At 42.2% G+C, this 26,426-nt stretch carries 27 protein-coding genes and 1 riboswitch; of the genes, 12 read left to right on the top strand and 15 right to left on the bottom strand.

Annotated elements, in window-relative coordinates; genetic code table 11:
* Positions 1-49: 49 nt before the first annotated feature.
* Genes DQW11_RS11185 through DQW11_RS11175 form a run of 3 tightly spaced genes read left to right on the top strand, consistent with a single transcriptional unit; the run spans position 50 to position 3,799 of the window.
* Entirely contained in the window at positions 50-1,021 is a 972-nt protein-coding gene (locus tag DQW11_RS11185; protein WP_113924146.1) for a DUF6807 domain-containing protein, read from the top strand.
* A 26-nt stretch (positions 1,022-1,047) separates the two neighbouring features.
* Positions 1,048-2,418 (top strand): Gfo/Idh/MocA family protein, encoded by a 1,371-nt coding sequence (locus tag DQW11_RS11180; RefSeq protein WP_113924145.1) that lies wholly within the window; start codon positions 1,048-1,050, stop codon positions 2,416-2,418.
* 4 nt (positions 2,419-2,422) lie between these two features.
* The gene (locus tag DQW11_RS11175; protein WP_232826723.1) at positions 2,423-3,799 is read left to right on the top strand and encodes a putative oxidoreductase C-terminal domain-containing protein; all 1,377 of its coding nucleotides are present in this window, start codon (positions 2,423-2,425) and stop codon (positions 3,797-3,799) included.
* Between the two features lie 32 nt (positions 3,800-3,831).
* Here the strand turns inward: DQW11_RS11175 and DQW11_RS11170 are convergent, their stop codons facing one another.
* The 4 genes from DQW11_RS11170 to DQW11_RS11155 form a co-directional block, all read right to left on the bottom strand.
* On the bottom strand, positions 3,832-4,251 hold the full coding sequence (locus DQW11_RS11170) for a hypothetical protein (protein ID WP_113924144.1): 420 nt from the start codon (positions 4,249-4,251) through the stop codon (positions 3,832-3,834).
* 41 nt (positions 4,252-4,292) lie between these two features.
* The gene (locus tag DQW11_RS11165; RefSeq protein WP_113924143.1) at positions 4,293-4,946 is read right to left on the bottom strand and encodes a YiiX/YebB-like N1pC/P60 family cysteine hydrolase; all 654 of its coding nucleotides are present in this window, start codon (positions 4,944-4,946) and stop codon (positions 4,293-4,295) included.
* Positions 4,947-5,054: 108 nt separating this feature from the next.
* The gene (locus tag DQW11_RS11160; RefSeq protein ID WP_113924142.1) at positions 5,055-5,342 is read right to left on the bottom strand and encodes a hypothetical protein; all 288 of its coding nucleotides are present in this window, start codon (positions 5,340-5,342) and stop codon (positions 5,055-5,057) included.
* 12 nt (positions 5,343-5,354) lie between these two features.
* Entirely contained in the window at positions 5,355-7,061 is a 1,707-nt protein-coding gene (locus DQW11_RS11155) for a helix-hairpin-helix domain-containing protein (RefSeq protein WP_113924227.1), read from the bottom strand.
* Between the two features lie 103 nt (positions 7,062-7,164).
* On the opposite strand from DQW11_RS11155, the gene DQW11_RS11150 reads away from it, so the two are divergent.
* The 4 genes from DQW11_RS11150 to DQW11_RS11135 all read left to right on the top strand — a co-directional run bounded on the left by DQW11_RS11150 (position 7,165) and on the right by DQW11_RS11135 (position 10,969).
* Positions 7,165-7,572: an EVE domain-containing protein gene (locus DQW11_RS11150; RefSeq protein ID WP_113924141.1), complete on the top strand. Its 408-nt coding sequence runs from the start codon at positions 7,165-7,167 to the stop codon at positions 7,570-7,572.
* The gene (locus DQW11_RS11145) at positions 7,569-9,218 is read left to right on the top strand and encodes a transcriptional regulator (protein ID WP_113924140.1); all 1,650 of its coding nucleotides are present in this window, start codon (positions 7,569-7,571) and stop codon (positions 9,216-9,218) included. Before DQW11_RS11150 ends, DQW11_RS11145 begins: the two co-directional genes overlap by 4 nt.
* A 277-nt stretch (positions 9,219-9,495) precedes the next feature.
* Positions 9,496-10,038, top strand: coding sequence for a bifunctional pyr operon transcriptional regulator/uracil phosphoribosyltransferase PyrR (gene pyrR, locus DQW11_RS11140; protein ID WP_113924139.1), 543 nt, complete (start codon positions 9,496-9,498; stop codon positions 10,036-10,038).
* A 7-nt stretch (positions 10,039-10,045) separates the two neighbouring features.
* A complete protein-coding gene (locus DQW11_RS11135; RefSeq protein WP_113924138.1) occupies positions 10,046-10,969 on the top strand; it encodes an aspartate carbamoyltransferase catalytic subunit in 924 nt (307 codons plus the stop codon).
* An 81-nt stretch (positions 10,970-11,050) separates the two neighbouring features.
* On the opposite strand, the gene DQW11_RS11130 is transcribed toward DQW11_RS11135, so the two are convergent.
* Both DQW11_RS11130 and DQW11_RS11125 read right to left on the bottom strand, forming a co-directional pair.
* Entirely contained in the window at positions 11,051-12,112 is a 1,062-nt protein-coding gene (locus DQW11_RS11130) for a YncE family protein (protein WP_113924137.1), read from the bottom strand.
* Positions 12,109-13,956, bottom strand: a complete 1,848-nt coding sequence (locus DQW11_RS11125; RefSeq protein ID WP_198669882.1) for a TonB-dependent receptor — start codon at positions 13,954-13,956, stop codon at positions 12,109-12,111. The genes DQW11_RS11130 and DQW11_RS11125 overlap by 4 nt, the downstream gene beginning before the upstream one ends.
* A gap of 288 nt (positions 13,957-14,244) precedes the next feature.
* Positions 14,245-14,461: riboswitch (cobalamin riboswitch) on the bottom strand.
* A 118-nt stretch (positions 14,462-14,579) separates the two neighbouring features.
* On the opposite strand from DQW11_RS11125, the gene DQW11_RS11120 reads away from it, so the two are divergent.
* The 5 genes from DQW11_RS11120 (at position 14,580) to DQW11_RS11100 (ending at position 20,427) form a co-directional block, all read left to right on the top strand.
* The gene (locus DQW11_RS11120; protein WP_113924135.1) at positions 14,580-15,743 is read left to right on the top strand and encodes an ABC transporter substrate-binding protein; all 1,164 of its coding nucleotides are present in this window, start codon (positions 14,580-14,582) and stop codon (positions 15,741-15,743) included.
* A complete protein-coding gene (locus tag DQW11_RS11115; RefSeq protein WP_113924134.1) occupies positions 15,733-16,764 on the top strand; it encodes an iron ABC transporter permease in 1,032 nt (343 codons plus the stop codon). The genes DQW11_RS11120 and DQW11_RS11115 overlap by 11 nt, the downstream gene beginning before the upstream one ends.
* A 49-nt stretch (positions 16,765-16,813) precedes the next feature.
* A complete protein-coding gene (locus DQW11_RS11110) occupies positions 16,814-17,827 on the top strand; it encodes an ABC transporter ATP-binding protein (protein ID WP_113924133.1) in 1,014 nt (337 codons plus the stop codon).
* A 139-nt stretch (positions 17,828-17,966) separates the two neighbouring features.
* Entirely contained in the window at positions 17,967-19,709 is a 1,743-nt protein-coding gene (locus DQW11_RS11105) for a GMC oxidoreductase (RefSeq protein ID WP_113924132.1), read from the top strand.
* 10 nt (positions 19,710-19,719) lie between these two features.
* Positions 19,720-20,427 carry a gluconate 2-dehydrogenase subunit 3 family protein gene (locus DQW11_RS11100; RefSeq protein WP_113924131.1) on the top strand — a complete coding sequence of 236 codons (708 nt, stop codon included), beginning with the start codon at positions 19,720-19,722 and terminating at the stop codon, positions 20,425-20,427.
* A gap of 184 nt (positions 20,428-20,611) precedes the next feature.
* Here DQW11_RS11100 and eno read toward each other — a convergent pair whose 3' ends face one another.
* The 9 genes from eno to infA all read right to left on the bottom strand — a co-directional run bounded on the left by eno (position 20,612) and on the right by infA (position 26,424).
* The gene (gene eno / locus DQW11_RS11090) at positions 20,612-21,895 is read right to left on the bottom strand and encodes a phosphopyruvate hydratase (RefSeq protein WP_113924129.1); all 1,284 of its coding nucleotides are present in this window, start codon (positions 21,893-21,895) and stop codon (positions 20,612-20,614) included.
* Between the two features lie 22 nt (positions 21,896-21,917).
* A complete protein-coding gene (carA, locus tag DQW11_RS11085; RefSeq protein WP_113924128.1) occupies positions 21,918-23,015 on the bottom strand; it encodes a glutamine-hydrolyzing carbamoyl-phosphate synthase small subunit in 1,098 nt (365 codons plus the stop codon).
* Positions 23,016-23,141: 126 nt separating this feature from the next.
* Positions 23,142-23,636 (bottom strand): 50S ribosomal protein L17, encoded by a 495-nt coding sequence (gene rplQ, locus DQW11_RS11080; protein WP_113924127.1) that lies wholly within the window; start codon positions 23,634-23,636, stop codon positions 23,142-23,144.
* Positions 23,637-23,642: 6 nt separating this feature from the next.
* Positions 23,643-24,632, bottom strand: coding sequence for a DNA-directed RNA polymerase subunit alpha (locus tag DQW11_RS11075; protein WP_113924126.1), 990 nt, complete (start codon positions 24,630-24,632; stop codon positions 23,643-23,645).
* Positions 24,633-24,662: 30 nt separating this feature from the next.
* The gene (rpsD, locus tag DQW11_RS11070) at positions 24,663-25,265 is read right to left on the bottom strand and encodes a 30S ribosomal protein S4 (protein WP_113924125.1); all 603 of its coding nucleotides are present in this window, start codon (positions 25,263-25,265) and stop codon (positions 24,663-24,665) included.
* Positions 25,266-25,285: 20 nt separating this feature from the next.
* The gene (gene rpsK / locus DQW11_RS11065) at positions 25,286-25,684 is read right to left on the bottom strand and encodes a 30S ribosomal protein S11 (RefSeq protein WP_084118500.1); all 399 of its coding nucleotides are present in this window, start codon (positions 25,682-25,684) and stop codon (positions 25,286-25,288) included.
* A 15-nt stretch (positions 25,685-25,699) separates the two neighbouring features.
* Positions 25,700-26,077, bottom strand: coding sequence for a 30S ribosomal protein S13 (rpsM, locus tag DQW11_RS11060; protein WP_113924124.1), 378 nt, complete (start codon positions 26,075-26,077; stop codon positions 25,700-25,702).
* 5 nt (positions 26,078-26,082) lie between these two features.
* Complete coding sequence (gene rpmJ / locus DQW11_RS11055) at positions 26,083-26,199, bottom strand: 50S ribosomal protein L36 (RefSeq protein WP_113924123.1); 117 nt, start codon at positions 26,197-26,199, stop codon at positions 26,083-26,085.
* A 6-nt stretch (positions 26,200-26,205) separates the two neighbouring features.
* Positions 26,206-26,424 (bottom strand): translation initiation factor IF-1, encoded by a 219-nt coding sequence (gene infA / locus DQW11_RS11050; RefSeq protein WP_009034195.1) that lies wholly within the window; start codon positions 26,422-26,424, stop codon positions 26,206-26,208.
* Between the last annotated feature and the right edge of the window lie 2 nt (positions 26,425-26,426).

Raw genomic sequence — 26,426 nt, 5'->3', positions numbered from 1 at the left:
ATTTTTTGTGGAATTTAATAAATTACACTTCCCAATAACCTAAAAACCGATGATATTCAAAAGACTTTTATTTATCACCTTCGCTTCATTTATTTTTATCGGCAATGCTTTTTCCCAAAAGATAACTATGGAAGAAACTTCAAACGGAATAGATTTTAACGCAGCCGGCCAACTCCTTTTGACTTATCAGACAGCAAAAGCAGAAGTACCCGCCGGTGTCAAACCTGAGTTCAGCAAATCCGGATTTATCCATCCCCTTGCCTCCCCCTCGGGTCAAGTACTTTCGAGAATACAGCCGCCGGATCACTACCACCATTATGGGATATGGGGACCATGGACCAAAACCACTATAGAAGGTAGGGAAGTTGATTTTTGGAACCTTGGAGATGGAAAAGGAAGAGTGGATTTTGAAAAAGTCATCTCCAAGAAAATAAATTCCAAGTTTTCAGAATTGGTAGTCAGGCAAAACCACATGGATCTATTGGCTCCCAAAGGCCCACAGTTGGCTTTGGAGGAAGACCTAACCATCCGTGTTTGGAACAAGGAAGGTGAAAGGTATCTTGTCGATTATTCCACGACGATCTCAACCCCCTTGAAAACAAGCGTCATGTTGGAAGCTTATCGATACGGTGGAGGAATTGGTTTTCGTGCTACGGAAAAGTGGGACCACACAAACAGTACCATTTTGACTTCCGAAGGAAATGACAGAAAAACGGCAGACGGGACTTTTGCAAAATGGCTGATCGTACAGGGTGAAAGTTCATCCCCTTCAGGTCAAAGCGGCATTCTAATTCTCAGTCATCCTGACAACAGGTCACACCCCGAACCGATGAGGGTTTGGCCGGAAGATTCCAATGAAGGAAAAGAAAATGTCTTCATCGAATTTTGTCCCATCCGTCATCAATCATGGGATATCCAACCGGGAAAAAAATATACACTTCATTACAGAATGGTCGTCTTTGACGGAAAAATGACGGCTGCAGAAGCGGACGAATATTGGAAAGCCTTCTCAAAAAAATGACCACAATCTAACCTTAGCTCCTCCTCATGAAAAGAAGAAACTTTATAAAAAACAGCGCCATGGCTTCAGCAATCATCGGATTCCCTACGATCGTCCCCTCTTCCGTTTTTGGGAAAAATGCCCCAAGTAACAAAATCAATATAGGTCAGATTGGATGTGGCCGGATCGCAAGGGAGCATGACCTGCCCGGGACATGGCAACATGATGTGGCCAGGATAGTGGCCGTCTCGGATGTGGACAGCAAACGGATGCGTGAAGGAAAGGAACTGATCGAGCAGTATTACACCAAAAAAATGGGCAGTCCTTATCTTGCCGTGAAGCAGTATGCAGATTACCATCAAATGCTCCAAGACAAAGACATTGACGCCGTCATCATCAGCACGCCGGATCATTGGCATTCCCAACCTGCCATGGAAGCTGCTTTGGCTGGCAAACATATTTATCTCCAAAAACCAACTTCCCTGACCATAAAGGAAGGACGGCAACTCGTGGAAACCATCAATAAAACCAAAGTAATCCTGCAACTTGGGACCCAACAACGTTCCAGTTTTCAGTTCAGGCGCGCTGCGGAATTGGTCAGAAACGGCAGGATCGGAAATCTGCACACTGTCAGGATTGGCTTGCCCGGTGATCCATCAGGACCTGGAGCTTCTGCAATGCCGATCCCGAAAAACCTGAATTTTGACATGTGGCTTGGGTCTACGCCGGAAGTACCCTACACCGAAATCGGCGTTCACCCTCAGCATGACTATAGCCGTCCGGGTTGGCTCCGTCATGAAAATTATGGAGCAGGAATGATTACAGGTTGGGGACAGCATCACTTTGATTCAGCGGCTTGGGGAATGGACACTGAACTGACAGGACCAAGTTTCATCGAAGCTGTTGCTGAGTTTCCACGCTCGGGACTTTGGAATGTCCACGGTGACTTTATGGTCAAAGCAGAATATGACAACGGCATCACGATGCTTACAAGCGGCGGATATCCCAATGGAATCCGATATGAGGGTTCGGAGGGATGGATTTGGGTTTCGAGAGGAAATTATACCGCATCGGCAAGTGACCCTGTCGCACAAGGAAACAATGCCAAAGCTTTGGATGCTTCAGATCCAAAAATCCTTCAATCCGAAATCGGAGCGGGAGAAATACACTTATACGAAAGCGAAGAACACCACGGCAATTGGCTCGATTGCATCCAATCCGGTGCACAACCACTCTCCCCTGCCGAGATCGGTCACCGTGCCTGTTCTGTTTGCCTAGTCAGCCATGTTGCCATGAAAGTGGGAAGGAAACTCGAATGGGATCCAAAAGCGGAACGCTTTGTCAATGACGAGGAGGCAAACTCCCACTTAAGCAGGCCACAGCGTGAACCATATGGAACAGATCACATCAAAGTCTAATCAGATGAAAAAGCGTTTTCTCACTATTCCATTCTTGGCTTTTTTGATTTTCTTCCAATACTGCAGTGCTCCAAATAATGAAAAAATGGAACTTTCGGATAAAGGCAAAGTAACGATCATGAGTCTTGACCCGGGGCATTTCCATGCAGGGCTCATCCACAAGACCATGTACCCTCAGGTTGATTCGACTGTGTATGTCTTTGCACCTGAAGGGGCAGAATTGGATGACTATATCAAGAGGATCGCAGGCTACAACTCTCGCGAGGAATCCCCGACAGCATGGAACATAGAAGTGGAAAAAGGGGATGATTATTTGGCAAAAATGATTTCCAAAAAGCCCGGCAATGTGATGGTCGTGGCCGGAAAGAATGACCAAAAAATCAACTACATCAGCGCTGCCATTGCCAATGGAATTCATGTCTATGCTGACAAGCCTCTCGTCATCAATCAGGAAGGTTTTCAGAAATTGGTGAGTGCATTTGAAGCAGCTTCAGAAAAAAATCTCCTCCTGTATGACATCATGACCGAGCGGTTTGAGATCGCTTCCTTACTTCAGCGGGAGCTTTCTATGTTGCCAGCTGTTTTTGGAGAATTGGAAAACGGTAGCTTAGAAAATCCTGCAATTACCAAAGAAAGCGTCCACCACTTTTTCAAGTACGTTTCCGGAAATCCTTTGGTGCGTCCCGATTGGTTTTTTGATGTGACCAAAGAAGGGGAAGGGATTGTCGATGTGACAACACACTTGGTGGATCTGATCCAATGGGAAGCTTTTCCAGAGGTCATCTTGGACACCATCGATGTGCAGATGTTGACTGCCAAGAGATGGCCCACTTCTCTGACTTTGGATGAATTCAGCAAAGTCACAGGCAAAACCGCGTTTCCGGAATTTTTGCAAAAGAACCTGAAAAATGGAAATCTTGAAGTCTTTTGCAATGGAGAGATGAATTACACACTTAAAGGAAAGCATGCCAAAGTCAGCGTCATCTGGAATTTTGAGGCGCCGGAAGGTGCCGGAGATACGCATTACAGCATGATGCGCGGAACCAAAGCAAACCTCATTATCAGGCAGGGAAAAGAGGAAAATTTCAAACCGACTTTGTATGTGGCACTGTTGGAAGGTCAAGACCAAGAACTCGAAAATGCAATAGCCTCAACTCTTCAAGTCAAATACCCCGGGCTTGGACTTCAAAAACAAGAAAACGGTGAATACCTGATTGTCATTCCTGAGAGCTACCATATCGGGCATGAAGCTCATTTTGGACAGGTCACGGAGAAGTTTTTAGAATATTATGAATCAGGAAAAATGCCCGATTGGGAAGTTCCCAACATGATTGTGAAGTATTATACAACTACCAAGGCGCTGGAGGTGGCGAGGAAGTGAAAAACCTCTCAACTTGAACCCATCGTGACCACTCAAGTCAATCTATTCTTTCTAACCATCACCTTGATAAATTCCACTTTTCGGAAGCGCAGCGCAGACCAATTTTCGTCAAGTGCTACCTGACGTACTCCCTCAAAACCATGCTGTCCCAGAGATTCCCAACCTGAATCTCTGTTAATCGATGCTTTATATTTCTTTGAACTTCCCTTGGGATATGCCATCCAAAGCACCTCATCTTTCTGAACGAAATTTTTGACGGCCTCCAAATTAGCAGAGATTTCATTCTCAGTTTGGACGAAAAGTAAGAAAAAATTAGCCTCTTGGGGAGTTTCAACGATGACAACTTCTTTTTCCACCCAATCCTCCACAACAGAGATAAACTCCTCAGGGAAATTGGCCACAAAGATTTTCATACCAGGTTTGAAATTGAGTTTATTGAGCAGTTCAGTCATGGCTTTGAAAGTTTGAATAGAATAATGAGATTAAAAATAAATCAATTCCGGTAAATTTCCATCATCTCCAAAATAGGTTCCAAGGACATTCCGCCTGGATTCAAACCAGGTTTTCCTTCGGGAATTGGGATCCCTAATTCTAGAAAATAGGTTTCCCAAATCGGAAACAAACCCCCTGTATCAGGGTCTTTGTAGGTCATGGGTTTGGGGTGGAAAAGATCCGAACCTCCGTTTGCGGCTTTGAAGGCAAAGTGGATCAATTCAGAACAGTAATACGCCTCATTTTCAAAATCAAAAGCCGAATCATACGGTTTGTCAAGGTGCTTTTGGGCTTCCAAAATGGCTGTCGAAATCAAATGTTGGTATTCCGGTTTTAGCCTGCCGACCATAACTTTTGGCTTTCCACTTTCATCGAGATGCCTGTTGAGGAATTCCTCCAAGGGTGTTTTGCTTACTCCTTTTCCGATCGCCTCAAGTACAAACCACTCGCCATTTTCCTGCATCAGCAAGCCATTGTGCGAAAACTCAATGCCCTGATATCCCTCAGTTACTTTCCGGATGGCTTCACAGAAATCTCCACAATCCCCGTCTTGAAACAGGATATCACCTTGCTGCCAGGAGAATTCTTTTTCATTACATGAAAAAAACAAAATCATGACTCCCAATAAGAATAATTGGCTTTTCAAAAATTTCATTGATTATCAGTTTTCGATCAAGTCAGTTAACATTATTTTTTAGACCCAATAAATCAAATACTTTCAAAAGAACTGCCGTGGACTTTGGACCATGGACTATTTGACCAACTAAATCACCATAAAAAAGAACACCAAAGCTACTCCCAACACCAAGATCATTTTTTTGGCTTTGTCCTTGGCCTGTTCGGAGATTTTTCTTTTTCGCAAGACCATGATGGCGATACTCAACCCAAAAAACTGCAACAACAATCCCACCCCATTGAGCGGTCCCATCGGAGCATTCAAAAACTGAAAGTACCCATTAAAAAGCGGGACCAAGCAAAGTGCTATGCCAGTCAACCCAAAAATAAAAGAACGCTGCAAGAGCAGATTCTCATCTTTATCAAACCACTTCATCCTTCTTATCTTTTATTTGATTTTACTTTTTCTGTCCTGAAAATATTTCCCGATTTCATCGGCTGACATGGCATTGAAGGTCATGTCTTTGGTCAATCCTCCTTTTCTACCCGCGATCACACCGTACTTCATATCCGCATAGCCTTCCATTTCGTGGGCATCAGGATTGATGGAAAGCTTCACCCCTTTGTCCATGGCGTAGTTTACCCATCTCCAATCCAAGTCCAGGCGCCAGGGATTTGCATTGATTTCGATGACGACGTTGTGGATTGCGCAGGCATCAATGACCGCTTTATGGTCAATCGGATAGCCTTCCCTTCTCAACAATAGCCTTCCGGTAGGATGGCCCAATATGGTCGTGAATGGATTCATGATCGCATTGATCAATCTCGTAGTTGCTTTTTTTCTGTCCATTCCCAAGTTGGAGTGGATGGAGGAAACAATAAAGTCAAAACTTACCAAAACCTCCTCAGGATAATCCAAACTGCCATCGGTGAGGATATCACTCTCAATTCCTTTGAAGATCCGGAAGGGCGCCAACTCCTTGTTCAACTGATCGATCTCTTGGTGTTGCTTCTGCACTTTTTCGATCTCCAAACCTCCTGCATAGAAGGCCGTGCGGCTGTGGTCAGAGATACCCAAGTATTCATAGCCCAATTCCTTGCAATATTCGGCCATTTGCCGCAAAGTGTGCTTGCCGTCGCTGTAAGTAGAGTGGTTGTGCAAAATCCCTTTCAGATCCTTGTCTTCAAGTAATTGAGGGATTTTTTCGGCCTTGGCCAGATCAAATTCCAGATAACCTTCCCGCAGTTCCTCGGGAATCCATGGCAATCCTGCTTTTTCGAAAAACGCCAACTCGGAAGCAATCGGGGTATTTTCCCGAAGTACTTCTATCATTGTTTTTTCTCCCTCTATTGGGTACAACAAGTGGGATTTGGTACCTGTCCTCACTATTTTTTCTTCCACAAAGTGCGATGGCTTCGCAAAATGAATGATCAGGTTAATTTCAGGCTCGGTCATTTTCCCACTCCATCTGAAAGGACTTGAGGATTTTTTACTATGTTCAAGATTATCCAAACCGGAAAGCCTGGCAACCGTATCGGCGTGGTCTTCGGTGGCGACAAGCCATTCTACCCTTTCAATTATTTCCGCTTTCCGTGCAAATTCCCCCACTGTCACAACTTCCTTAACTCCTGTAAGTCCTTTGATTTTTGTGCCAAAGTCACCCATTATACCTTCTATATCCGCATAAAGCCATTTCCCTTGATTGGCTTCCCTAAACTCAAGTGAAGCCAGGATGCTTTCCTGCGTTTTTTCTCCAAATCCTTTTGCCTTTGCCACCTGACCGGCTTGACAGGCTTCAAGCAATTCGTGGGTAGAAGTGATGTTCAAGTCTTCCCAAAGCGCTTTCACTTTCTTTGGACCAAGACCTTTGATCTCCAAAATTTCCAAAATCCCAGAAGGTGTTTTTGACAAAAGTTCCTCCAAATAGGGATGCATTCCGGTGGTCGCCAGAGAAAAAACAAATTCAGCAATACTTTTGCCCATACCTGCATCTGCCTGTAATTGCTCCACAGACTTATCTGTGACTGTGATGTCATTCCTGTCAATGTTGTTGAGCGCAGATTGGTAGTTTCTGATCTTAAAAGAGTTTTTATCATGCAGTTCCATGAGTTGGATGCTGCGTTTGAGAAGGCGAAGGATTGATTTTTGGTCCAAAATCTTGAAAATGTTTGTTCCTGAGATAGACAAATGTCATCAATAATTGTTTCAAAATAAAATGTTAAGCCTTAACTTGACACATGTAAAACTGAACCCAAATATGAATTACTGGCTAGTCAAATCAGAACCGAGTGAATATGGATGGGAGGACCTTTTCTCCAAAGGAGAAGATATTTGGGATGGAATCCGCAACTACCAAGCGCGCAATTTTTTGAGAGAAATGAAAACCGGTGATTTGGTACTCTTTTACCACAGCGGCAAAAACAAAGAAATTGTCGGGGTGGCCAAGGTATCAGAAGAAGCATTTCCTGATCTGGAAAACGGCGAGGACAAAGGCTGGGTGGCTGTGAAAATAAAACCACATCAAAAATTGAAAAAACCCGTAACATTAGATCAAATAAAGGCAGACGATTTATTGGCGACTTTACATTTGGTCAAGCAATCGAGGCTTTCAACCATGCCGGTAGAAAAATCCCAATTTGACCATATCATTAAACTTGGTTCATGAAAAAACTCATTTTGACATTGCTCTTTACACTAACGCTGGTTTTTTCAGCTTTTCCACAATTGATGTATGTGGACAGGTTTGAGGTTCCGACCAGTTTTAATGAAAAAAATTTCATTGTCATACCAAGACAAGGTGGGTTGATTGCATTTCGCATCCAACCTGAAAAGGGATTGAACCTGAAATCCAATCTCCAATATTTTTTGACTGACTTCAATCTCAAATCGGATAGCTTCAAGGAAATCAGAATCAGGGATGGATTTGATTTGACAGGGTATGACCTGGAGGGAGATTTTCTTTACATCCTGATGCAAAAAGGTACAGTGGCGACTTCGGACAGGTACCTCATAGAAATAGACCTAAAAAGCGAGGTCGCAAAAGAAATCCCTCTTGAAAATATCTATGCCATGGAACTTCAGGAGTTTTTTGTTCTCAACAGAAGTGCGATTTTCATGGGCACGGTTGACGTCAGGCCCATCGTTCAGATTTATGATATTGCAGACAATAATCTCATCACGGTACAGGGTGTTTATTTCAAAGACACCAAAATCCTCCAACTGAAAAAAGAAAGCGAATTTGGTGTCTTGGATTTATTGGTCAGCAGGAGGGATAAATACAAAATGAAGCAGATTTCCCTGATGACTTTTGATGACAATGGCAATAAAATCCGTGAAGTGGTCATCGATAAACTCAAAGACCAAGACCTCGAACTCGTAGAAGGTATGCTCACTCCGATTCAAAATTACCAACAATCCATCATCGGTACTTTTGGAAGCAGAAAAAGAGAATCTTATCAGGGAATCTACCTTGCCGATGTCAATGAATTTGGAGAATATAATATAAAATACCTGACATTAGAAAATTTCCCCAATTTCTTCAATTATATGAAAGAAAAACAAAAGGAAAAAAAGCTTCAGGAACTCGAAAAATATTTTGCCAAAGGAAAAACACCATCCATCAAACCGGTTTTTTCGGCCCGGGAAGTCATTACTTTGGATGAGGGATATTTGGTATACAGTGATCATTTTTTGGCTACAAATCCGCGCTATATCCCAAGAGACGGAGTTTATGCCAATGAAGCTTACCGGTATAGTGCCAACAGACTAATGATGGATCAGATAGGTTACGGGGAGGGCCGGTATCCAAACAGTTTTCCGGGTTCGAGGTATGGAAACTCCTATTCTTGGCAGGAGGAAGGTGAATATGAATTTGTATCCTCTTATTTCCTGTATTTAAACCGAGCAGGAGAAGTAATTTGGGACAATGCCCTAGACCTTCTCAATAAAACTGTCAATGTGCCCGGCAAATATGGTGAGGTAAGTTTTGATGGGGAAAAAATCCACTACATGTACTTGGACGGCAACCAGATGTACATGAGTTATATCAAAAATGGTGAAGTGATTTTTCAAAACCAGTCTTTCGAAATTGAATTGATGGATGAAAACGAAAGGTTGAGAGAAACACAGGAAGGCAGTCTTTCCCTTACCCATTGGATCGACAATTACTTTTTATTGACCGGGAAGCAGAAAATCCGGTTTATGAATGCTGAAAATAAGGAGGAGATCAAAGAGGTCTTTTTTCTGACCAGAATCAAGGTAGACGGAGACCTGTATGTGCCTGAGGAGGATGAGGATTTGGACAAGAAATGAGATTCGGAGGAATCAGTGGGCAGTTTTCAGTGGGCAGTCTCCATCCTTCGGAATCCAAAAATTCCCAACTTGTGAAAGTTTTTACACTAACCAATTAAAAACTCGGAGTGAAGTACAATTGTAGTGGCTATGGTCTGTCGACTATGGACTGATTGTCCGCAGCTTTAATCTATATTTTTAGCAATTAGCAAAGAAGCGGACAATCAAAATCCTCAATTTTCAAATTTTTCAACCCAAACACCTTGAAACTTTTTATATTTGCTCCCAAAGCAAAGCCATGCAAAAAAGACTTGTTCTGGACCAACAGCAGATCGCCATCATCCTCAAACGGTTCTGCCATCAGTTGATTGAAAACCACGATACTTTTGACAACACCGTACTTTTAGGCTTACAGCCCCGTGGACCGATAGTTTTGGATAAGATTGTCAGGTTATTGGAAGAAATCGCAGGGGTAAAAGTGCCTTTTGGATATTTAGATGCGACATTTCACCGGGATGATTTCAGAAGAAGGGATTTTCCCCTTAAAGCAAACGAAACCAAAATTGATTTTCTGATCGAGGGTAAAAAAGTTGTGCTGATAGATGATGTCCTGTACAAGGGGCGCTCTGTCAGGGCCGCTTTGGATGCCATGATAGCATTTGGCAGGCCACAAAAAGTGGAACTGATGATCTTGATCGACCGAAAATACACCAGAGATTATCCTATTATGCCGGATTATTGCGGCGTGAAAGTCAATACCCTTGAAAGCCAATATGTCTCCGTAGAGTGGGCGGAAAAAGGCTTTGAAAAAGATGCCATTTGGATAACAGAAAAAGCATAAACAACACATGTCACAACTCAGCACCAGACACTTATTAGGCATCAAAGACATCACCGCAGATGATATCCAACTGATTTTTGAGACTGCGGACAACTTCAAAGAAGTCCTCAACCGCCCAATCAAAAAAGTCCCCTCACTGAGAGACATCACCATTGCGAATATATTTTTTGAAAATTCTACCCGTACCAGATTGTCTTTTGAACTAGCCGAAAAAAGGCTTTCTGCCGATGTGATCAATTTTTCTTCTTCCAACAGTTCTGTCAAAAAAGGAGAAACCCTCATCGATACGGTCAATAATATCCTTTCGATGAAAGTGGACATGGTCGTGATGAGACATGCAAGTCCTGGTGCACCGCACTTTCTTGCCAAAAACATCCAAGCCAATGTAGTCAATGCAGGAGATGGGACACATGAACATCCTACCCAGGCACTTTTAGATGCTTTTTCAATCAGAGAAAAACTTGGAGATGTGGCAGGAAAAAAAGTTGCCATCATCGGAGATATCCTCCACTCAAGGGTAGCACTTTCAAATATTTTCTGTCTGCAAAAACTCGGTGCCGAAGTCATGGTTTGCGGACCGATTACCCTACTTCCAAAACACATCGACAGTCTCGGAGTCAAAGTGGAATATGATGTCCAAAAGGCACTTGAATGGTGCGATGTAGCAAACGTCCTCCGCATCCAACTTGAAAGACAACAGATCAAATATTTCCCTTCCCTGAGAGAGTATTCGCTTTATTTTGGCATCAACAAAAAGATGCTTGACAAGCTTGATAAAAAAATCGTGGTCATGCACCCGGGCCCTATCAACAGAGGAGTGGAACTGAATTCGGACGCTGCAGATGGCGAACATTCTATCATCCTCCAGCAGGTTGAAAATGGAGTCGCAATCAGGATGGCGGTATTGTATCTGCTTGCGGGGGCTAAATAGAAAAAATAGAGTGAAACTTTAAGATTTCACTCTATTTTTTTCTATCAAAATGAGTCTATCGGTCCAAAATCTCCCCTTTGATCACTTAAAGATAAATCCAGAGGGGCCTTTCCCTACACTCAAAGTTTTGACTTTTTGACCTGTCGCGCTGAGAATGGAAACTGAGCCCTTTCCTTGGAAACCATTGTTCTCCGCTACGTAAATTTCCTTTCCTTCAATCTTGAATCCGATCCCGTATAGCCCTGAACCTGTATAAAAAGACCCATTGATGACTTGTCCGGTATTGACGGATACTTTTGCCACTGCATCAGTATAATCCGGAAAACCCGTAGAGGTGACTATAAACAGTTCACTCCCTTCTCCCAAGGTGACTATTGGAGTTGGGTTGGCCAAAGGGATTTTAACAGTCCTTACAAGGGCATAATTTCCTGGATTGATTTCGTGAAAAATCGCATTGTTATCATCCTGGGCATATAAAAACAACCTTCCTTCGATTTCCAAAAACCGGGTTGGATTTCCTTCCACCGCAATGCTGGCTGCTACAGTTTCTGAAGCAATGGAAATCACATCATATTTTTTGGCCGCAGTACAGGCTACATAAATAAAATTTCCCGCCACAATCATTCCTTCAGGACGGCTTGAAACAGCTATCTTTTTAGCGATTGGCCCTCCATTAAGGTCATTTACCACTGCAACATAGGAATTAAGATTGTTGAACCCGGCATCATATGGACCCCAATCGCTGATGAATAGCTTTTGGTTGACAGAAACCAAAGACCTGGTAATATTCAAGCCTAAACTTATGCCTCCAAGAAGACTAAAGTCCTTTGGATTTACAATTTCCACCTTCCCTGTATTGGCGACAAGGTACATTCTCCCCTCAGCTTCGACCATATCCTCAATCAATCCCCCAAAAGGTCTGCTGTTTTTGGTCCGAAAAATATCTTCTTTTATCACTCCGGTAGATGGATCATAGTGATATACTTCTCCGTCATTGACACCAAAAGCACCTTCATTCATGATCAGAACTCCTTTTTCAAATTCACCAACAGGGATATCTGAAGGACCTGAAGTATCATCGTTACAGGAAGCGACAAAAAATGTAAGCCAGATCAGTGGCAGGAGCAAGCGTAAATTTTTCATATTCTTACATTTAAATTGAGTTGAAAATTTCTCCCCGGCATCGCACGCAATGGCATGACTTGATAGTCGGTGTTGAATAAGTTGTTGATTTGAAAACCCAGGCTTCCATTCAGATTTCGGATTGACCAATTGCAATTCCCTCCCAAGTCCCAAAGCTGGTATGGGTCTAATCTCCCGGAGCCATCTGTTCCTGAAAACCGCTCTCCTACCAACTGGTAATTCAGAAATGTACTGAATGTCCCTTTCCCAACCATAATTATTGACTGGAATTTATGCAAAGGGGTATAGGGAAGTTGATTTCCTTTGCTACGGTCATTTTCTGAAATATCCGTTTGGTTGATGGCACGGGTCATGGCATAATTAACTTTCATATGGAGATCCCATTCTCCGGCTTTTTGGTTTGCTTCCAATCCATATTCCAAACCGGAATTATGAACTTCACGGATATTTTCGGGGCTCCAGACATTTCCTTTGGGAAGCCAAATGATCCAATTGTCTACCTTCATTCTGTATACCGTAATCTTTTGGGAAAGTTCAAAATTCTCTTTTTTGAAAAGGTAATTTATGCCTGATTCCGCACTCCAGCTCTTTTCGGATTGCAATTCAGGATTGCCACCCGGAACCCAAAAACGGTCATTCAATGTCGGAACTTTGAAACTTCTAGCCAAATTGGAAGTGAAATGTATTTGATGTGACTCATTTCTCCATACTTTCCATTCCCCTCCGACACTTGGTGTAAATGGGGCCAAGTTTCCCTCAAAAACCAATTGCCTGAGATTGACAGAAAAGCCCAATCTTTCTGAAGGCCGAAAATTGGTGGATTGATACAATTCGACCCGGGATTCTTTTGCCTGATAAGTGCTCAAATTACCCTGGATTTCTGTTATCCTAAGACCGGATTTTGAATTCCATTTATTGCTGATCTCCCAATCCAAGTCTCCTGCAAGAAAATATTGGATGGTCTGATTGAATGAATTATTGAATAATTGATCATCCCTGACCAAGCCACTTTTTAGATTCCAGACTTTATTTTTCCCAAAATGGAAATAATCCAAAACCCATCTCAGGTTTCGGTCTGATTGAAAATCAATGGTATTGGAACCCATCAGCGGTTGAATTTCCCGATTGGTTTCATTCCACCACACAGACGTGCTGATGAGATTTTTGGGGTTGATGCTCCAAGCCAAGTCCTGCATTGCTCCTGTTTGCTCAAGCCGTGCATGGCTTTGTCTTTCTATCGGGGTACCCATTTTGGTAATGTTTCGGAAGAGGAAATCATTTTCAGAAAAATTGCGGTAGATTCTGGTTCTTGCAGAGAATTTTTTATCCGAAAAGGAATATTCTACTTGTTGGTTCCATCTCCCAAAACTCCCAAATACCGACCCAATCCTAACCTGATGACCTTCGCCAAATTTAAGTTTATTGGTCAAATGGACTGCCCCACCGATGGCATCCGTGCCATAAAGTGCTCCTCCACTTCCAAAATGGATGGAAGCATTGTCAAAACCACCTACCGGAAAAATCGAAAAATCCGACTGCCCAAGCGAAGGGCTGTTGATGGGAAGGCCGTTCCAAAAGACAGCGTTGTGTCCGGCAGATGTCCCACGCATGGTAAGGGCGGATAACATTCCCGATCCATATTGACGAAGAAACAGTCCGGTTCTTTGTTGGAGAAAATCCGACAAAGGCAATCCTTGGAAGATTGCAAGGTCTGATTCGGAAATGTTTTGAATGGTACTTCCAAAAGTGTATTTGTCGAGAGGAGGAGAAAAAACTTCCACCGGGGATAAAGCGACCGTGTCTTGATGTGTCTTTTCAGTTTCATTAACAACCTTACTTTCCATTACAGGTTTAACCTCCTGATTAAGAATTGCTTGAAACATAAATACAACCAAGAATACCAAAATCTTTTGAATTAAATGAAGATCAACACCTATTTAACCCAAAGCCTTTTGTGGAAAATGATTGAGAAGAAAACCTAATGGTTTATAAAAACAATTAAGAATGAAGAATTCTGAATGAAAAAAATTCAAAATCCAACATTGGAAAGCTATCAACGGATAGTCCCTTTCATCCTAATCATTTTTGTGATAAACCAACTGCCTTTTCCTCAGCCTTTCACCCGAAAGCTTTGAACATGATGAAAAATGGCAGGTCTCCTGGCTTCCCTGGATTTACCGGCCTTCTCGCACGCCGCAGCGCACAATGGCAAAGGAGGTGGGTAAATCACTATCCCGGGTTGATCGGGATGGGGTTACAGTTGCGGGGACAGCTTCGGTATTTCACCGAATTCCCTTTTCATCCCGAGAGCCTGATGCAGGTTCGGGAACCATAATTCTGTCACAAACATAGCTAAAGAAATTTTTTAAGGGGCTGTATGGGAGATTTTTTTGTTCAAAAACCACAATAGAAAATAGACTTTGGCTTCGGGTGTTATATTTGGAAAACATTTGTTGACAATTACAAGATGAAAATCTCCCTACTTCACTCTTTTTCTTCTATTCCCTATTTCATCTTCTCCATTTTTTTAATCCTGCTTTCCTGTCAATCTCCAAAGGAAATCAAAGAATTGGACTTGGTCGAAATCCCAAATTCATATGCAACGGGCTTTGCTGTTTTTCAGGGGGAAGGATTTAAAGTGGTTGAGGTCCGACAGGCATTTCCGGATAAACATCCTCCTTTTCGTTATTTGGTCAAAGAAATTCCAGATTTGAAATTGGATGAGACTGGGTTTGACGCCGCTATTTCACTGCCAATATCGAAGGTGGTGCTGACCTCCACGACACAGGTTCCTCATCTGGACTATTTGGGTGTTTCGGACCTATTGATGGGATTTCCTAACCTAGATTTGATTTCATCCCCACAGACAAGAAAATTGATTGATGCCGGAAAAGTGACAGACCTCGGCTCCGGGGCGCAGGCGAATATTGAGAAGATCATAGAACTCGATCCCGACTGGGTGATGATTTCTACCTTGGGAGAAGACCTCAAGAACCTTGAAATTCTCAAATCAGCCAAGATTCCTGCAATACTAAATGGGGAATATGTAGAGCAACATCCCTTGGGAAGGGCAGAATGGATCAAATTTACAGGCGTATTATTGGGGAAATCCAAAGAAGCCAATACCGTATTTTCTCAAATCCAATCCGATTATAATCAAGCTTCGGATTTGGTAAAGGAGTTACCGGAAAACAAACCAAAAGTAATGGCAGGAGTCATGTATAAGGACATCTGGTATGTACCGGGAGCAGACTCTTGGGGAGCAAGATTGCTGGAAGCAGCAGGAGGTGATTACCTTTTCAAAGACCAAAAAGGAACAGGAAGCGCGCAGTTGAGTTATGAATATGTGTTGGAAAAAGCACTTCAAGCAGACTTTTGGATGGGAGCGGCTGATTTCAAAACTTTGGAAGAAATGGAAAATGCAGATCCTAGGTATAAACATTTCGATGCCTTCAAACAGGGTAATGTCTATACTTACACCCAAAAAAAAGGGGTAACCGGTGGGTTGGAATACTTTGAGCTTGGATATTTGAGGCCCGATTTGATACTTCGGGATTTGATCAAAATCTTATACCCGGACCTTTTGCCGGAATATTCCCTTTATTTTTACACCAAACTGAATGAAAAATAAACCCACGTATTTCCTTTTTCTTATAGGCATTTTGATTTGCCTGCTGCTTTTCGCAGTGAATCTGGCGAGCGGGTCGGTTTTGATTCCGATTCAAGAAGTGATGGGGAGGTTTATCGGGGGAGAATTTTCAAAAAGCTCATGGGAAACCATTGTTATCGGCTATAGGATACCCAAAGCCTTTACAGCCATTTTGGCAGGAATCGGGCTTTCTCTGAGCGGGCTTCAGATGCAGACATTTTTCAGAAATCCTCTGGCTGGCCCGTATGTATTGGGGGTCAGTTCTGGGGCCGGGTTGGGCGTAGCATTGTTGATTATGGCAGGATCGGCTTTTGGTTGGTCCATGTATTCAGGTGGTTTTGGGATTTGGGCTGTTGTGCTTTCTGCCACTTTAGGATCTATTCTGGTCCTTTTGCTGATGAGTCTCACCGCTTGGAAAGTAAAAGACAGCATGACATTGCTGATCGTGGGCTTAATGTTTGGCTCGGCAGTTTCAGCTTTGATTTCAGTATTGTCGTACTTTTCGGGGGCTGACCAACTGAAGATGTTTACCATTTGGTCTATGGGAAGTCTTGGAAGTACCCAACCTGATCAGCTTGTTGCATTCCTTGTTTCAGTTTTATTAGGTTTACTCCCTTTGCTGGTCAATCTCAAATCTTTCAATGCCATGTTGCTCGGGGAAGCTTATGCGGAAAGTATGGGAGTCAATGTCCACCGGCTGCGTTGGGCGATGATTGTCAGCACTGGGATTTTGGCAGGATCAGTGACGGCATTCTGTGGGCCTATTGCCTTTATCGGCATTGCCGTCCCCCATATGGCGAGGCTTGTCTTCAAAACAGGAGATCACCGGGTTCTTTTTCCGGCTTCTGCTTTGATCGGTGCTGCAGTACTATTGGCATGTGATACGATCAGTCAGTTACCCGGAAGTGCGCAGACTTTACCAATCAATGCAGTCACTTCATTGGTAGGAGCGCCAATGGTCATCTGGTTGATTTTGAGGAGGAATTTCAGTAAGGAGTTTTAAATAGATGAGAGATTTGAGATTTGAAAAAACGTAACTAACATAATTAACCTTGTCAATTCAAAATTCCATATTGCAGGCAACCGATCTTTCATTAGGTTATAAAAAAGGCAGCAGATCCAATGTCATTGCAGACCATATTTCCTTTTCATTAGAAAAGGGAAAACTCACCTGTCTGCTTGGTCCAAATGGTGTTGGTAAATCCACCTTGATCAAGACAATCATGGGACAGATTCCTGCTTTGAAAAATCAGGTTTATTTGGATAAAAAACCTACCAATTCCATTTCAATTAAGGATTTATCCAAAAAAATCGCAGTAGTTCTCACCGAAAAAATCAACAGTGCAAATCTTACCGTAAAGCAAGTTGTGTCTTTGGGAAGAATCCCGCACACAGGTTGGTTGGGAAATTTATCTGTGGAAGATCAGCAAAAAATTGACAAGGCTATCCAATCAACACACATCAATTATATTGAGGACAGGCCAATGAATGAGCTCAGTGATGGGCAATTGCAGAAAGTCATGATCGCAAGGGCTTTGGCCCAGAATTGTGAAATTTTGATTTTGGACGAACCAACAGCTCATTTAGACCTCATCAACAGGTTTGAGATCATGCACCTCCTGCGGGATATTGCAAAGAACGAAAACAAAGCCGTGCTCGTAGTAACCCATGATCTTGATATTGCCATTGATACAGCAGATGAATTTTGGCTGATGCAATGCGGCTTGCCTTTGGTCTGTGGAAGTCCGGAAGATCTGATTCTCCAAGGAAAAATCGATCTCTTGCTTCCCAATGATCGACTCCATTTTGACAAATCTGATGGCAAAGTGCGGGATTCCGCAGAATTTCAATATCCCCACATAGATGGTCCTGAAGATATGGTGAAGTGGGTAAAACTCGCCTTGAGAAAAAATGATATCGGGCCCGAGATCAATTCCATTACTATCAAAACAGAGGGCATTCAAATTGGTTTTTATCTAAGTGAAAGTACAGATATACTCAAATTTGACACCATCACTTCCTTAATTAACCATCTCACCACTTTGGGTTATACCAGGAAAAAATAGAGAAACCTAGATTTTGAAATAGATACTCAAAATTTGTACTCAGAAAACCTTGAGTTTCTATATTTTTCCAAAATGGAGGTTTGTAAATTTTAGATTTTTTTATTTAACTTGTAAGACAAACATAAAAATTTTATAAAACATGAGTTTTGAAATCAAATCATCCGGAGAAGCTTATGATGTGATTATCGTAGGTTCCGGTGCCGGTGGCGGTATGGCTTCCAAAATTCTTTCTGAGGCAGGTCTATCAGTAGCTGTTCTGGAAGCAGGAGGCGATTTTGACCCGGCTAAAGAGGAAGATAGGACCCAATTGAGACCACCTTGGGAATCTCCGAGAAGAGGCAGTGGAACAAGGATCAGGCCCTTTGGAGATTTTGACCAGGCTATTGGCGGTTGGGACATAGAAGGTGAACCCTATACCAATGTAAAGGGGACTCAATTCGACTGGTTCAGGTCGAGAATGCTTGGAGGCAGAACCAACCACTGGGGCAGGATTTCTCTCCGTTTTGGACCCAATGATTTCAAAAGAAGCAGTATTGATGGGATGGGTGATGATTGGCCGATTGGCTATGATGATGTCAAGCCCTATTATGACAAAGTAGACAAACTCATAGGAGTATTTGGATCAAAAGAGGGGATTTATAATGAGCCGGATGGATTTTTCCTCCCACCTCCAAAGCCAAGACTCCACGAGATGTTTATCATGAGAGGTGCCAAAAAAGCCAATATGCCGGTAATTCCCGGAAGGCTTTCTATGCTTACCCGTCCGATCAACAATGAAAGGGGAGTTTGCTTTTTCTGTAACCAATGCAACAGGGCCTGTCAGGCATATGCGGATTTTTCTTCAGGAACGGTATTGATCAAACCTGCCATGAAAAAAGGCAAGGTGGAATTGTACACCAATGCCATGGTAAGGGCTGTCACTACCGATGAATCCGGAAAAGCTACAGGCGTATCCTATATCAGTAAAGTGGACATGAAAGAATACAAGCTCAAATCAAGAGTGGTCGTTCTAGGTGCATCCGCTTGCGAATCATCCAGGATTATGCTTAACTCGAAGTCCAAAACACATCCAAACGGAATCGGTAACAGCAGCGGTGTAGTTGGCAAATACCTACATGACTCGACAGGTGCAGACAGAATGGGAATTCTCCCTGATCTGGTCGATAGAGAAAGATACAACGAAGATGGCGTAGGTGGCATGCACGTCTATACACCCTGGTGGCTTGACAATAAAAATCTTGATTTTGCCCGCGGGTACCACATCGAATATTGGGGAGGAATGTCCATGCCGTCTTATGGCATAGGCTTTTCAATGGATACCATGAGAAAATATCTGAAGGATGAATTTGGCAATCCAAGTCCAAATGGCGGATATGGGGAAGGATTGAAAAAAGATATCCGTAGGTCCTATGGTTCTATGGTGGGTATGTCGGGAAGGGGTGAAAGTATTCCAAGGGAAACCAATTATTGCGAAATCGACCCAAATGTGGTTGACAAATTCGGCATACCTGTGCTGCGATTCCATTACAAATGGTCAGACCAAGAAATCAAGCAGGCAAAACACATGCAGGATACCTTTGAGGAAATCCTCACCAATTCCGGTGCTGTTCTATTGGGTCAAAAACCGGGAGCTGATACCATGTATGGGCTAGCTACTCCGGGAAGGATTATCCACGAAGTAGGAACCACAAGAATGGGAAATAATCCTGCTACTTCTGTTTTGAACAGCAACAGCCAAGCCCATGACTGTAAAAACCTATTTGTGGTAGATGCAGGACCATTTGTTTCCCAAGCTGACAAAAACCCAACCTGGACGATTTTGGCCTTGTCTTGGAGAACTTCAGATTTTATCATCAGTGAATTGAAAAAGAAAAATATATAATTCAGGAGCTATGAACAGAAGAGACAATCTCAAACTCCTTTTTGCCGGGTCCTTGGCATCCGGATTCCTTTTGACCAATTGTAAGCCGGAGGATAAGGCAGCTGATTTGAGCCCCCAAATTTCAGGCGGTACGATGGGTGGCAGGATAGAAGCGGAAAACATCAGAGACCAAAAGCTACTTTCCGAAACATTCTTCACTGAAGAGGAAAGAAAAAAACTGGATGTCCTGGTGAATATAATCATGCCTGCCGGTGAGGATTCAGGAAGTGCAACTGATGCAGGTGTTCCTGATTTCATTGAATTCATGATGAAAGATTATACTGCCTATCAAACACCGATGCGCGGTGGACTCATGTGGCTTGACCACTACAGCGATGACAATTATGGAAAAAAATTCCTGGAACTTTCTGAATCTGAAAGAATGGAAATCATTGACTTGATCGCTTGGCCTGAAAAAGCAAAACCTGAAATGGAAGGCGGCGTCAAGTTCTTCAACATGCTTAGGAACCTTACTTCTACCGGATATTTCACCTCTGAAATTGGATTCAACTATTTGGGATATGTCGGAAATAAACCGAATGTCTGGGATGGCGTCCCCGAGGAAGTTATGAAAAAGCACGGATTTGCCTATGAGGAAAAATACATTCCGCTTTATTTAAAACCTGAAGACAGGGCAACTGTCGCTGTTTGGGACGATGAAGGGAATCTGATTGGGTAGAATGACTTTCTTTCGTTTAGCAGAGATTTGGATAAAAAAAAAGCAGCTTCTCAGCTGCTTTTTTTTTAAATTGATTTACGCATTTACTTTTTACGTGCGTAAGCTTTCTTGCCATAAAACACATAATTCTCCGATTGAAAATCCATATAAGGCTATGGACTGTCGACCGTGGTCTATGGACTGATTACTTTTTCTTACTAGGGAAAATAGCTGATTCTCCCAACTGTTCTTCAATTCTTAGCAATTGATTGTATTTTGCCATCCTGTCAGATCTGGATGCAGAACCTGTTTTGATCTGTCCACAATTGGTTGCTACTGCTAGGTCAGCAATTGTCGAATCTTCGGTTTCGCCTGATCGATGTGACATTACAGCAGTAAATCCTGCCTTATGGGCCATTGCAACAGCTTTCAATGTTTCTGTCAAAGTTCCGATTTGGTTAACCTTCACCAAGATAGAGTTGGCTGATTTTTCCTTAATCCCTCTTTCCAGAAATTTGACGTTGGTTACGAAAACGTCATCTCCGACCAATTGGACCTTATCTCCTATTTTGGCAGTAAGCATCGCCCAACCTGCCCAATCGTCTTCAGCAAATCCATCTTCGATAGAGTCTATTGGGTACTTTTGAGTCAATTCGGTCAAGTAAGCAACCTGCTCTTCTCTCGTCCTGATTTTTCCGTTAGGACCTTCAAATTTGGTATAATCGTATTTTTCGTCTTTGTAAAATTCTGTCGCAGCACAATCAAGGGCTATAGTGACATCTTCACCTGCTTTGTAACCCGCATTTTTGATCGCATCCAAAACACATGCTAAAGCCTCTTCAGTACCTCCTGAAAAATTAGGAGCAAAACCGCCTTCATCGCCTACCGCTGTGCTAAGTCCTTTATCGTGAAGGATTTTTTTCAAGTGATGAAAAATTTCAGCACCCATCCTGATGGCTTCTGAAAAACTTGAAGCACCAACCGGTCTTACCATAAACTCCTGGAAGGCAATAGGAGCATCAGAGTGTGATCCACCGTTAATGATGTTCAACATTGGAACAGGCAGCGTGTTGGCATTAACTCCGCCTACGTATCTGTATAGTGGTTGACCGGACTCCATAGCTGCTGCTTTGGCAACTGCCAAGGACACACCAAGGATTGCGTTGGCACCAAGCTTACCTTTATTGGGAGTTCCATCAAGACCTATCATGATTTCATCAATTAGGTTTTGTTCGAATACATCCATACCCACCAATTCTGGCGCAATGATATCATTCACATTGGAAACTGCTTTTAACACGCCCTTTCCAAGATATTTCGTCTTATCTCCGTCACGGAGCTCAACTGCTTCACTGATTCCAGTAGATGCGCCACTTGGAACTGCAGCCCTTCCAAAAGCTCCGTTTTCAGTGTAAACATCAACTTCGACTGTAGGGTTACCCCTGGAATCTAAAATTTGTCTTGCATGAATCGATTGAATCAATGTCATAATGTTAAAGGTTTAAGAGTTGTTAATTTTTATTTATTAAAGAGATAAAATCATCAAATAGATATCTTGAATCATGTGGCCCAGGTGAGGACTCAGGGTGGTATTGTACTGAAAAAGCAGGCTTATTAGTCAGTTTAATTCCTGCAACTGTATTATCATTAAGATGGACATGTGTCATTTCGACGATATCACTCTTTTCCACATCTTCTCTATTGACAACAAAACCATGATTTTGCGAAGTGATTTCGCTTTTACCGGTCTGAAGATTTTTGATCGGATGGTTCAGCCCACGGTGACCATGATGCATTTTATAGGTAGAAATACCACAGGCTTCGGCTAAGATTTGATGACCAAGACAAATCCCAAAAAGCGGTTTATTGGTAGCCAAAATATCTTTGGTTGTATTCACTGCATATTCCATAACCGCGGGGTCTCCCGGGCCATTTGAAAGAAAATAACCGTCAGGGTTCCATGATTCCATTTCCGCCAAAGTAGTCTTTGCAGGGAAAATTTTACAATAAACCCCACGATCAGCCAAGTTCCTAAGGATATTTCTTTTAATTCCAAAATCAAGACATGCCACTTTGATGGCTGAAGATTCATCTCCAAAGAAATAAGGAACGTCCGTAGACACTTGTGAGGAAAGTTCCAATCCGTTCATATCAGGGATTTTGTTCAGTTCGGCTTTAAGACCTGCTAGGTCATTTTCAAATTCAGAACTGATGATGGCATTCATGGCTCCCTTGGAACGAAGATGCCGTACAAGCTTTCGGGTATCAATATCCGCAATACCTGTAATACCGTATTGGACCAAATAATCCTGCAGGGAACCAGTTGCATCAAGTCGGCTGAATACTTCAGAAAAACTGTTTACCACAATACCTGCAATGGTAGGATGGTCGGATTCAACTTCAGAATCGATGACACCATAATTTCCAATGTGGGAGGTGGTAGTGACAACAATTTGCCCGGTATAGGAAGGGTCAGTATAGATTTCCTGATATCCTGTCATACCTGTATTAAAACAAATTTCACCACCGTTGGTACCTTTACTTCCAATTAATGTACCATGGAAGATTGTACCGTCAGCCAATAGAAGAGTTGCTTTTTGCTTATTCATCGTGATTTTTTGGACTCGCCAAAGTTAAGGAATTTTGAATTATTAGCCTTGGTAATTTAGAATTGAAATAAAAAAAGGGATTGAACGAAAGTCCAATCCCTTTATATTTAGAATTACCTACATGAATTATTCACCGGTATTTTCTTCTTTGCTGTCATCAGCCTTTGCGACAGGAGATTCTGTAAAATCAGTAGCTTTTGGAGCACTTCTTCTGCTTCTTCTCGTTGTCTTCTTAGCCGGCTGTGCGTCTTTCAACATCAATTCATTAAAATCTACCAATTCAATAATACACATTTCTGCATTATCACCTAGTCGGAAGTTTGTTTTGATGATTCTGGTATAACCGCCAGCTCTTGTTCCTACTTTTTCTACAACATCACCAAAAAGTGCTTTGATACCTTCTTTATTTTGAAGGTAAGAGAAAACTACTCTTCGATTGTGGGTTGTATCTTCTTTGGCTCTGGTAATCAGAGGCTCTACATATTTTCTTAGCTCCTTTGCCTTGGCAAGCGTCGTAGAAATACGCTTATGAAGAATCAGGGAAGTGGCCATATTAGAAAGCATTGCTTTTCTATGGCTGGCTGTCCTGCCAAGGTGGTTGAATTTCTTACCGTGTCTCATTTTAAATTATTCTTCATCAAGTTTATACTTAGACAAATCCATTCCAAAAGTCAAGCTTTTTTCTTGAATCAACTGCTCTAATTCAGCAAGGGATTTTTTTCCAAAATTCCTGAACTTCATCATATCTGAAATTTCCAATTTGGCAAGGTCTCCGAGAGTCCTGACATCAGCAGCTTTCAAACAGTTGAAAGCTCTTACAGAAAGATCCAAATCACTCAATGGAGTTTTTAGAAGCTTTCTCATATGCAAGAATTCTTCGTCAATTGGCTCAGGTTCAGAAATCCCTGTAGAATCAAGGACCATAGTCTGGTCTGAGAACAACATGAAATGCTGGATTAGAATTTTTGCTGATTCCTGAAGGGCTTTTTCTGGGTGGATTGATCCATCCGTTGTGACTTCTAAGATCAACTTTTCAAAGTCAGTCTTTTGTTCAACCCTTGTGTTTTCCACGCTGTACTTCACATTCTTAATAGGAGTGAAAATTGCATCGATTGGAATTACACCGAATATCTGCTCTTTTGGTTTGGATTCTTCGGCAGGAAGATAACCCCTACCTTTTTCTACTGTCAGTTCAATTTCAAAACTCTTGGTGTCGTCAAGATGACAGATGATCAACTCCGGGTTCAGGACTTCGAATGAAGAAGTGAACTTGGCAATATCTCTGGCAGTCAAAACAGGTTGGTTTTTTATCTCAACAGTTATTTTTCCATCAATTGAATCATGGACTTTTTTGAATCTAACTTGTTTGAGGTTCAGAATGATATCAGTCACATCTTCAACAACGCCCTCGATTGTAGAAAACTCATGTACTACCCCAGGAAGCTTCACAGAAGTGATCGCATAACCTTCTAATGAGGACAAAAGGATTCTCCTCAAGGCATTACCGATGGTGACCCCGTAACCTTTTTCAAGAGGCTTAAAGGTGAATAGACCGTGAAAATCATCGGCTTTTTCCATTACCACTTTCTCGGGCATTTGAAATGCTAATATGGACATATCAATAGTTCTGTTTAAGTCTGAAAGTAATTATTTAGAGTAAAGTTCGACGATCAATTGTTCCTTGATATTCTCTGGAATATCATCTCTGCTTGGAATCGATACAAACTTACCTGCTAAAGAGGTGTTATCCCACTCTAACCAAGAATAACGTGTACTTCTACCTGCAAGGCTATTGGTGATCGCTTCAAGAGACTTTGACCGCTCTCTTACAGAAACAACATCACCTGGCTTCAAGGTATAGGATGGAATATTGACTAGTTCACCATTGACAAGAATATGTTTGTGCGAAACAAGTTGCCTTGCTCCTCTTCTTGTTGGCGCGATACCTAATCTAAAAACTGTATTGTCTAATCTTGACTCAAGTAACTGGAGAAGGTTTTCACCTGTAATTCCCTGCTTTCTGGACGCAATATCAAACATTTTAGCAAACTGTCTTTCCAGTACACCGTAGATGTACTTAGCTTTTTGCTTTTCAGCAAGCTGGATAGCATATTCAGACTGTTTCTTTCTTCTACCTCTTCCGTGCATTCCGGGAGGGTAATTTTTCTTTTGGAGAGCTTTGCTATATCCTTCGATAGGCTCACCGAATCTTCTGGCGATCTTTGCCTTTGGACCTGTATATCTTGCCATTATATATCTTCTTTAAGAAATTATACTCTTCTACGTTTTGGAGGACGACATCCATTGTGTGGCAGTGGCGTCACGTCCACTATGGTAGTCACATCCAGACCTACATTTTGTAAAGTTCTGATGGCAGACTCACGTCCTGCACCAGGTCCTTTTACAAAAACCTCAATTTTTCTCAATCCAAGGTCGTATGCTACCTGTCCGCAATTTTGAGCGGCCATTTGTGCAGCATAGGGAGTGTTCTTTTTGGAGCCTCTGAAACCCATTTTACCGGCAGAAGCCCAAGAGATCACTTGACCAGAATTATTGGTAATAGAGATGATGATATTGTTAAAAGAAGCTTTGATGTGGACTTGCCCAACAGCCTCTACTTTAACTACTCTTTTTTTACCTTTAGCTTTATCGTTTCTTTTCTGAGCCATAATCTAATTCAAGATTTATTTAGTTGCTTTTTTCTTGTTAGCAACAGTCTTTCTCTTACCTTTTCTTGTTCTTGCGTTGTTCTTGGTCTTCTGACCACGAACAGGGAGACCTTTCCTGTGTCTCAACCCCCTGTAGCACCCAATATCCATCAATCTTTTGATGTTCAATTGGATTTCAGACTTAAGTGCACCTTCGGTTCTGAATTCATCCGCAATGATAGTTCTGATAGCGGTAGACTCATCATCATTCCACTCACCTGCTTTCTTATCGAAAGAAATTCCCGCTTTGTTCAGGATAGATCTCGCTGAACTCCTACCAATTCCGAAGATGTAGGTCAAGCCGATCTCACCGCGCTTGTTGTCTGGTATGTCAACACCTGCAATTCTTGCCATAATGATTAACCTTGTCTTTGTTTAAACTTAGGATTCTTCTTGTTGATTACGTAAAGTTTTCCGTTTCTTCTGATTACTTTACAGTCAACACTTCTCTTTTTGATTGATGTCTTAACTTTCATGACATTTTATTTGTATCTGTAAACGATTCTACCTTTAGAAAGATCATACGGAGAGAGCTCTAATTTGACTTTATCTCCCGGAAGTATCTTGATATAATTCATTCTCATTTTACCTGATATATGTGCGATCAATTGATGCCCATTTTCAAGTTCCACTTTAAACATTGCATTTGACAATGCTTCAACGATTGTCCCATCTTGCTCTATAGATGTCTGTTTAGCCATAC

The organism is Cognataquiflexum aquatile, assembly GCF_003316845.1.
Lineage (GTDB): Bacteria > Bacteroidota > Bacteroidia > Cytophagales > Cyclobacteriaceae > Cognataquiflexum > Cognataquiflexum aquatile.
This window is presented reverse-complemented; position numbering and strand designations above follow the sequence as displayed.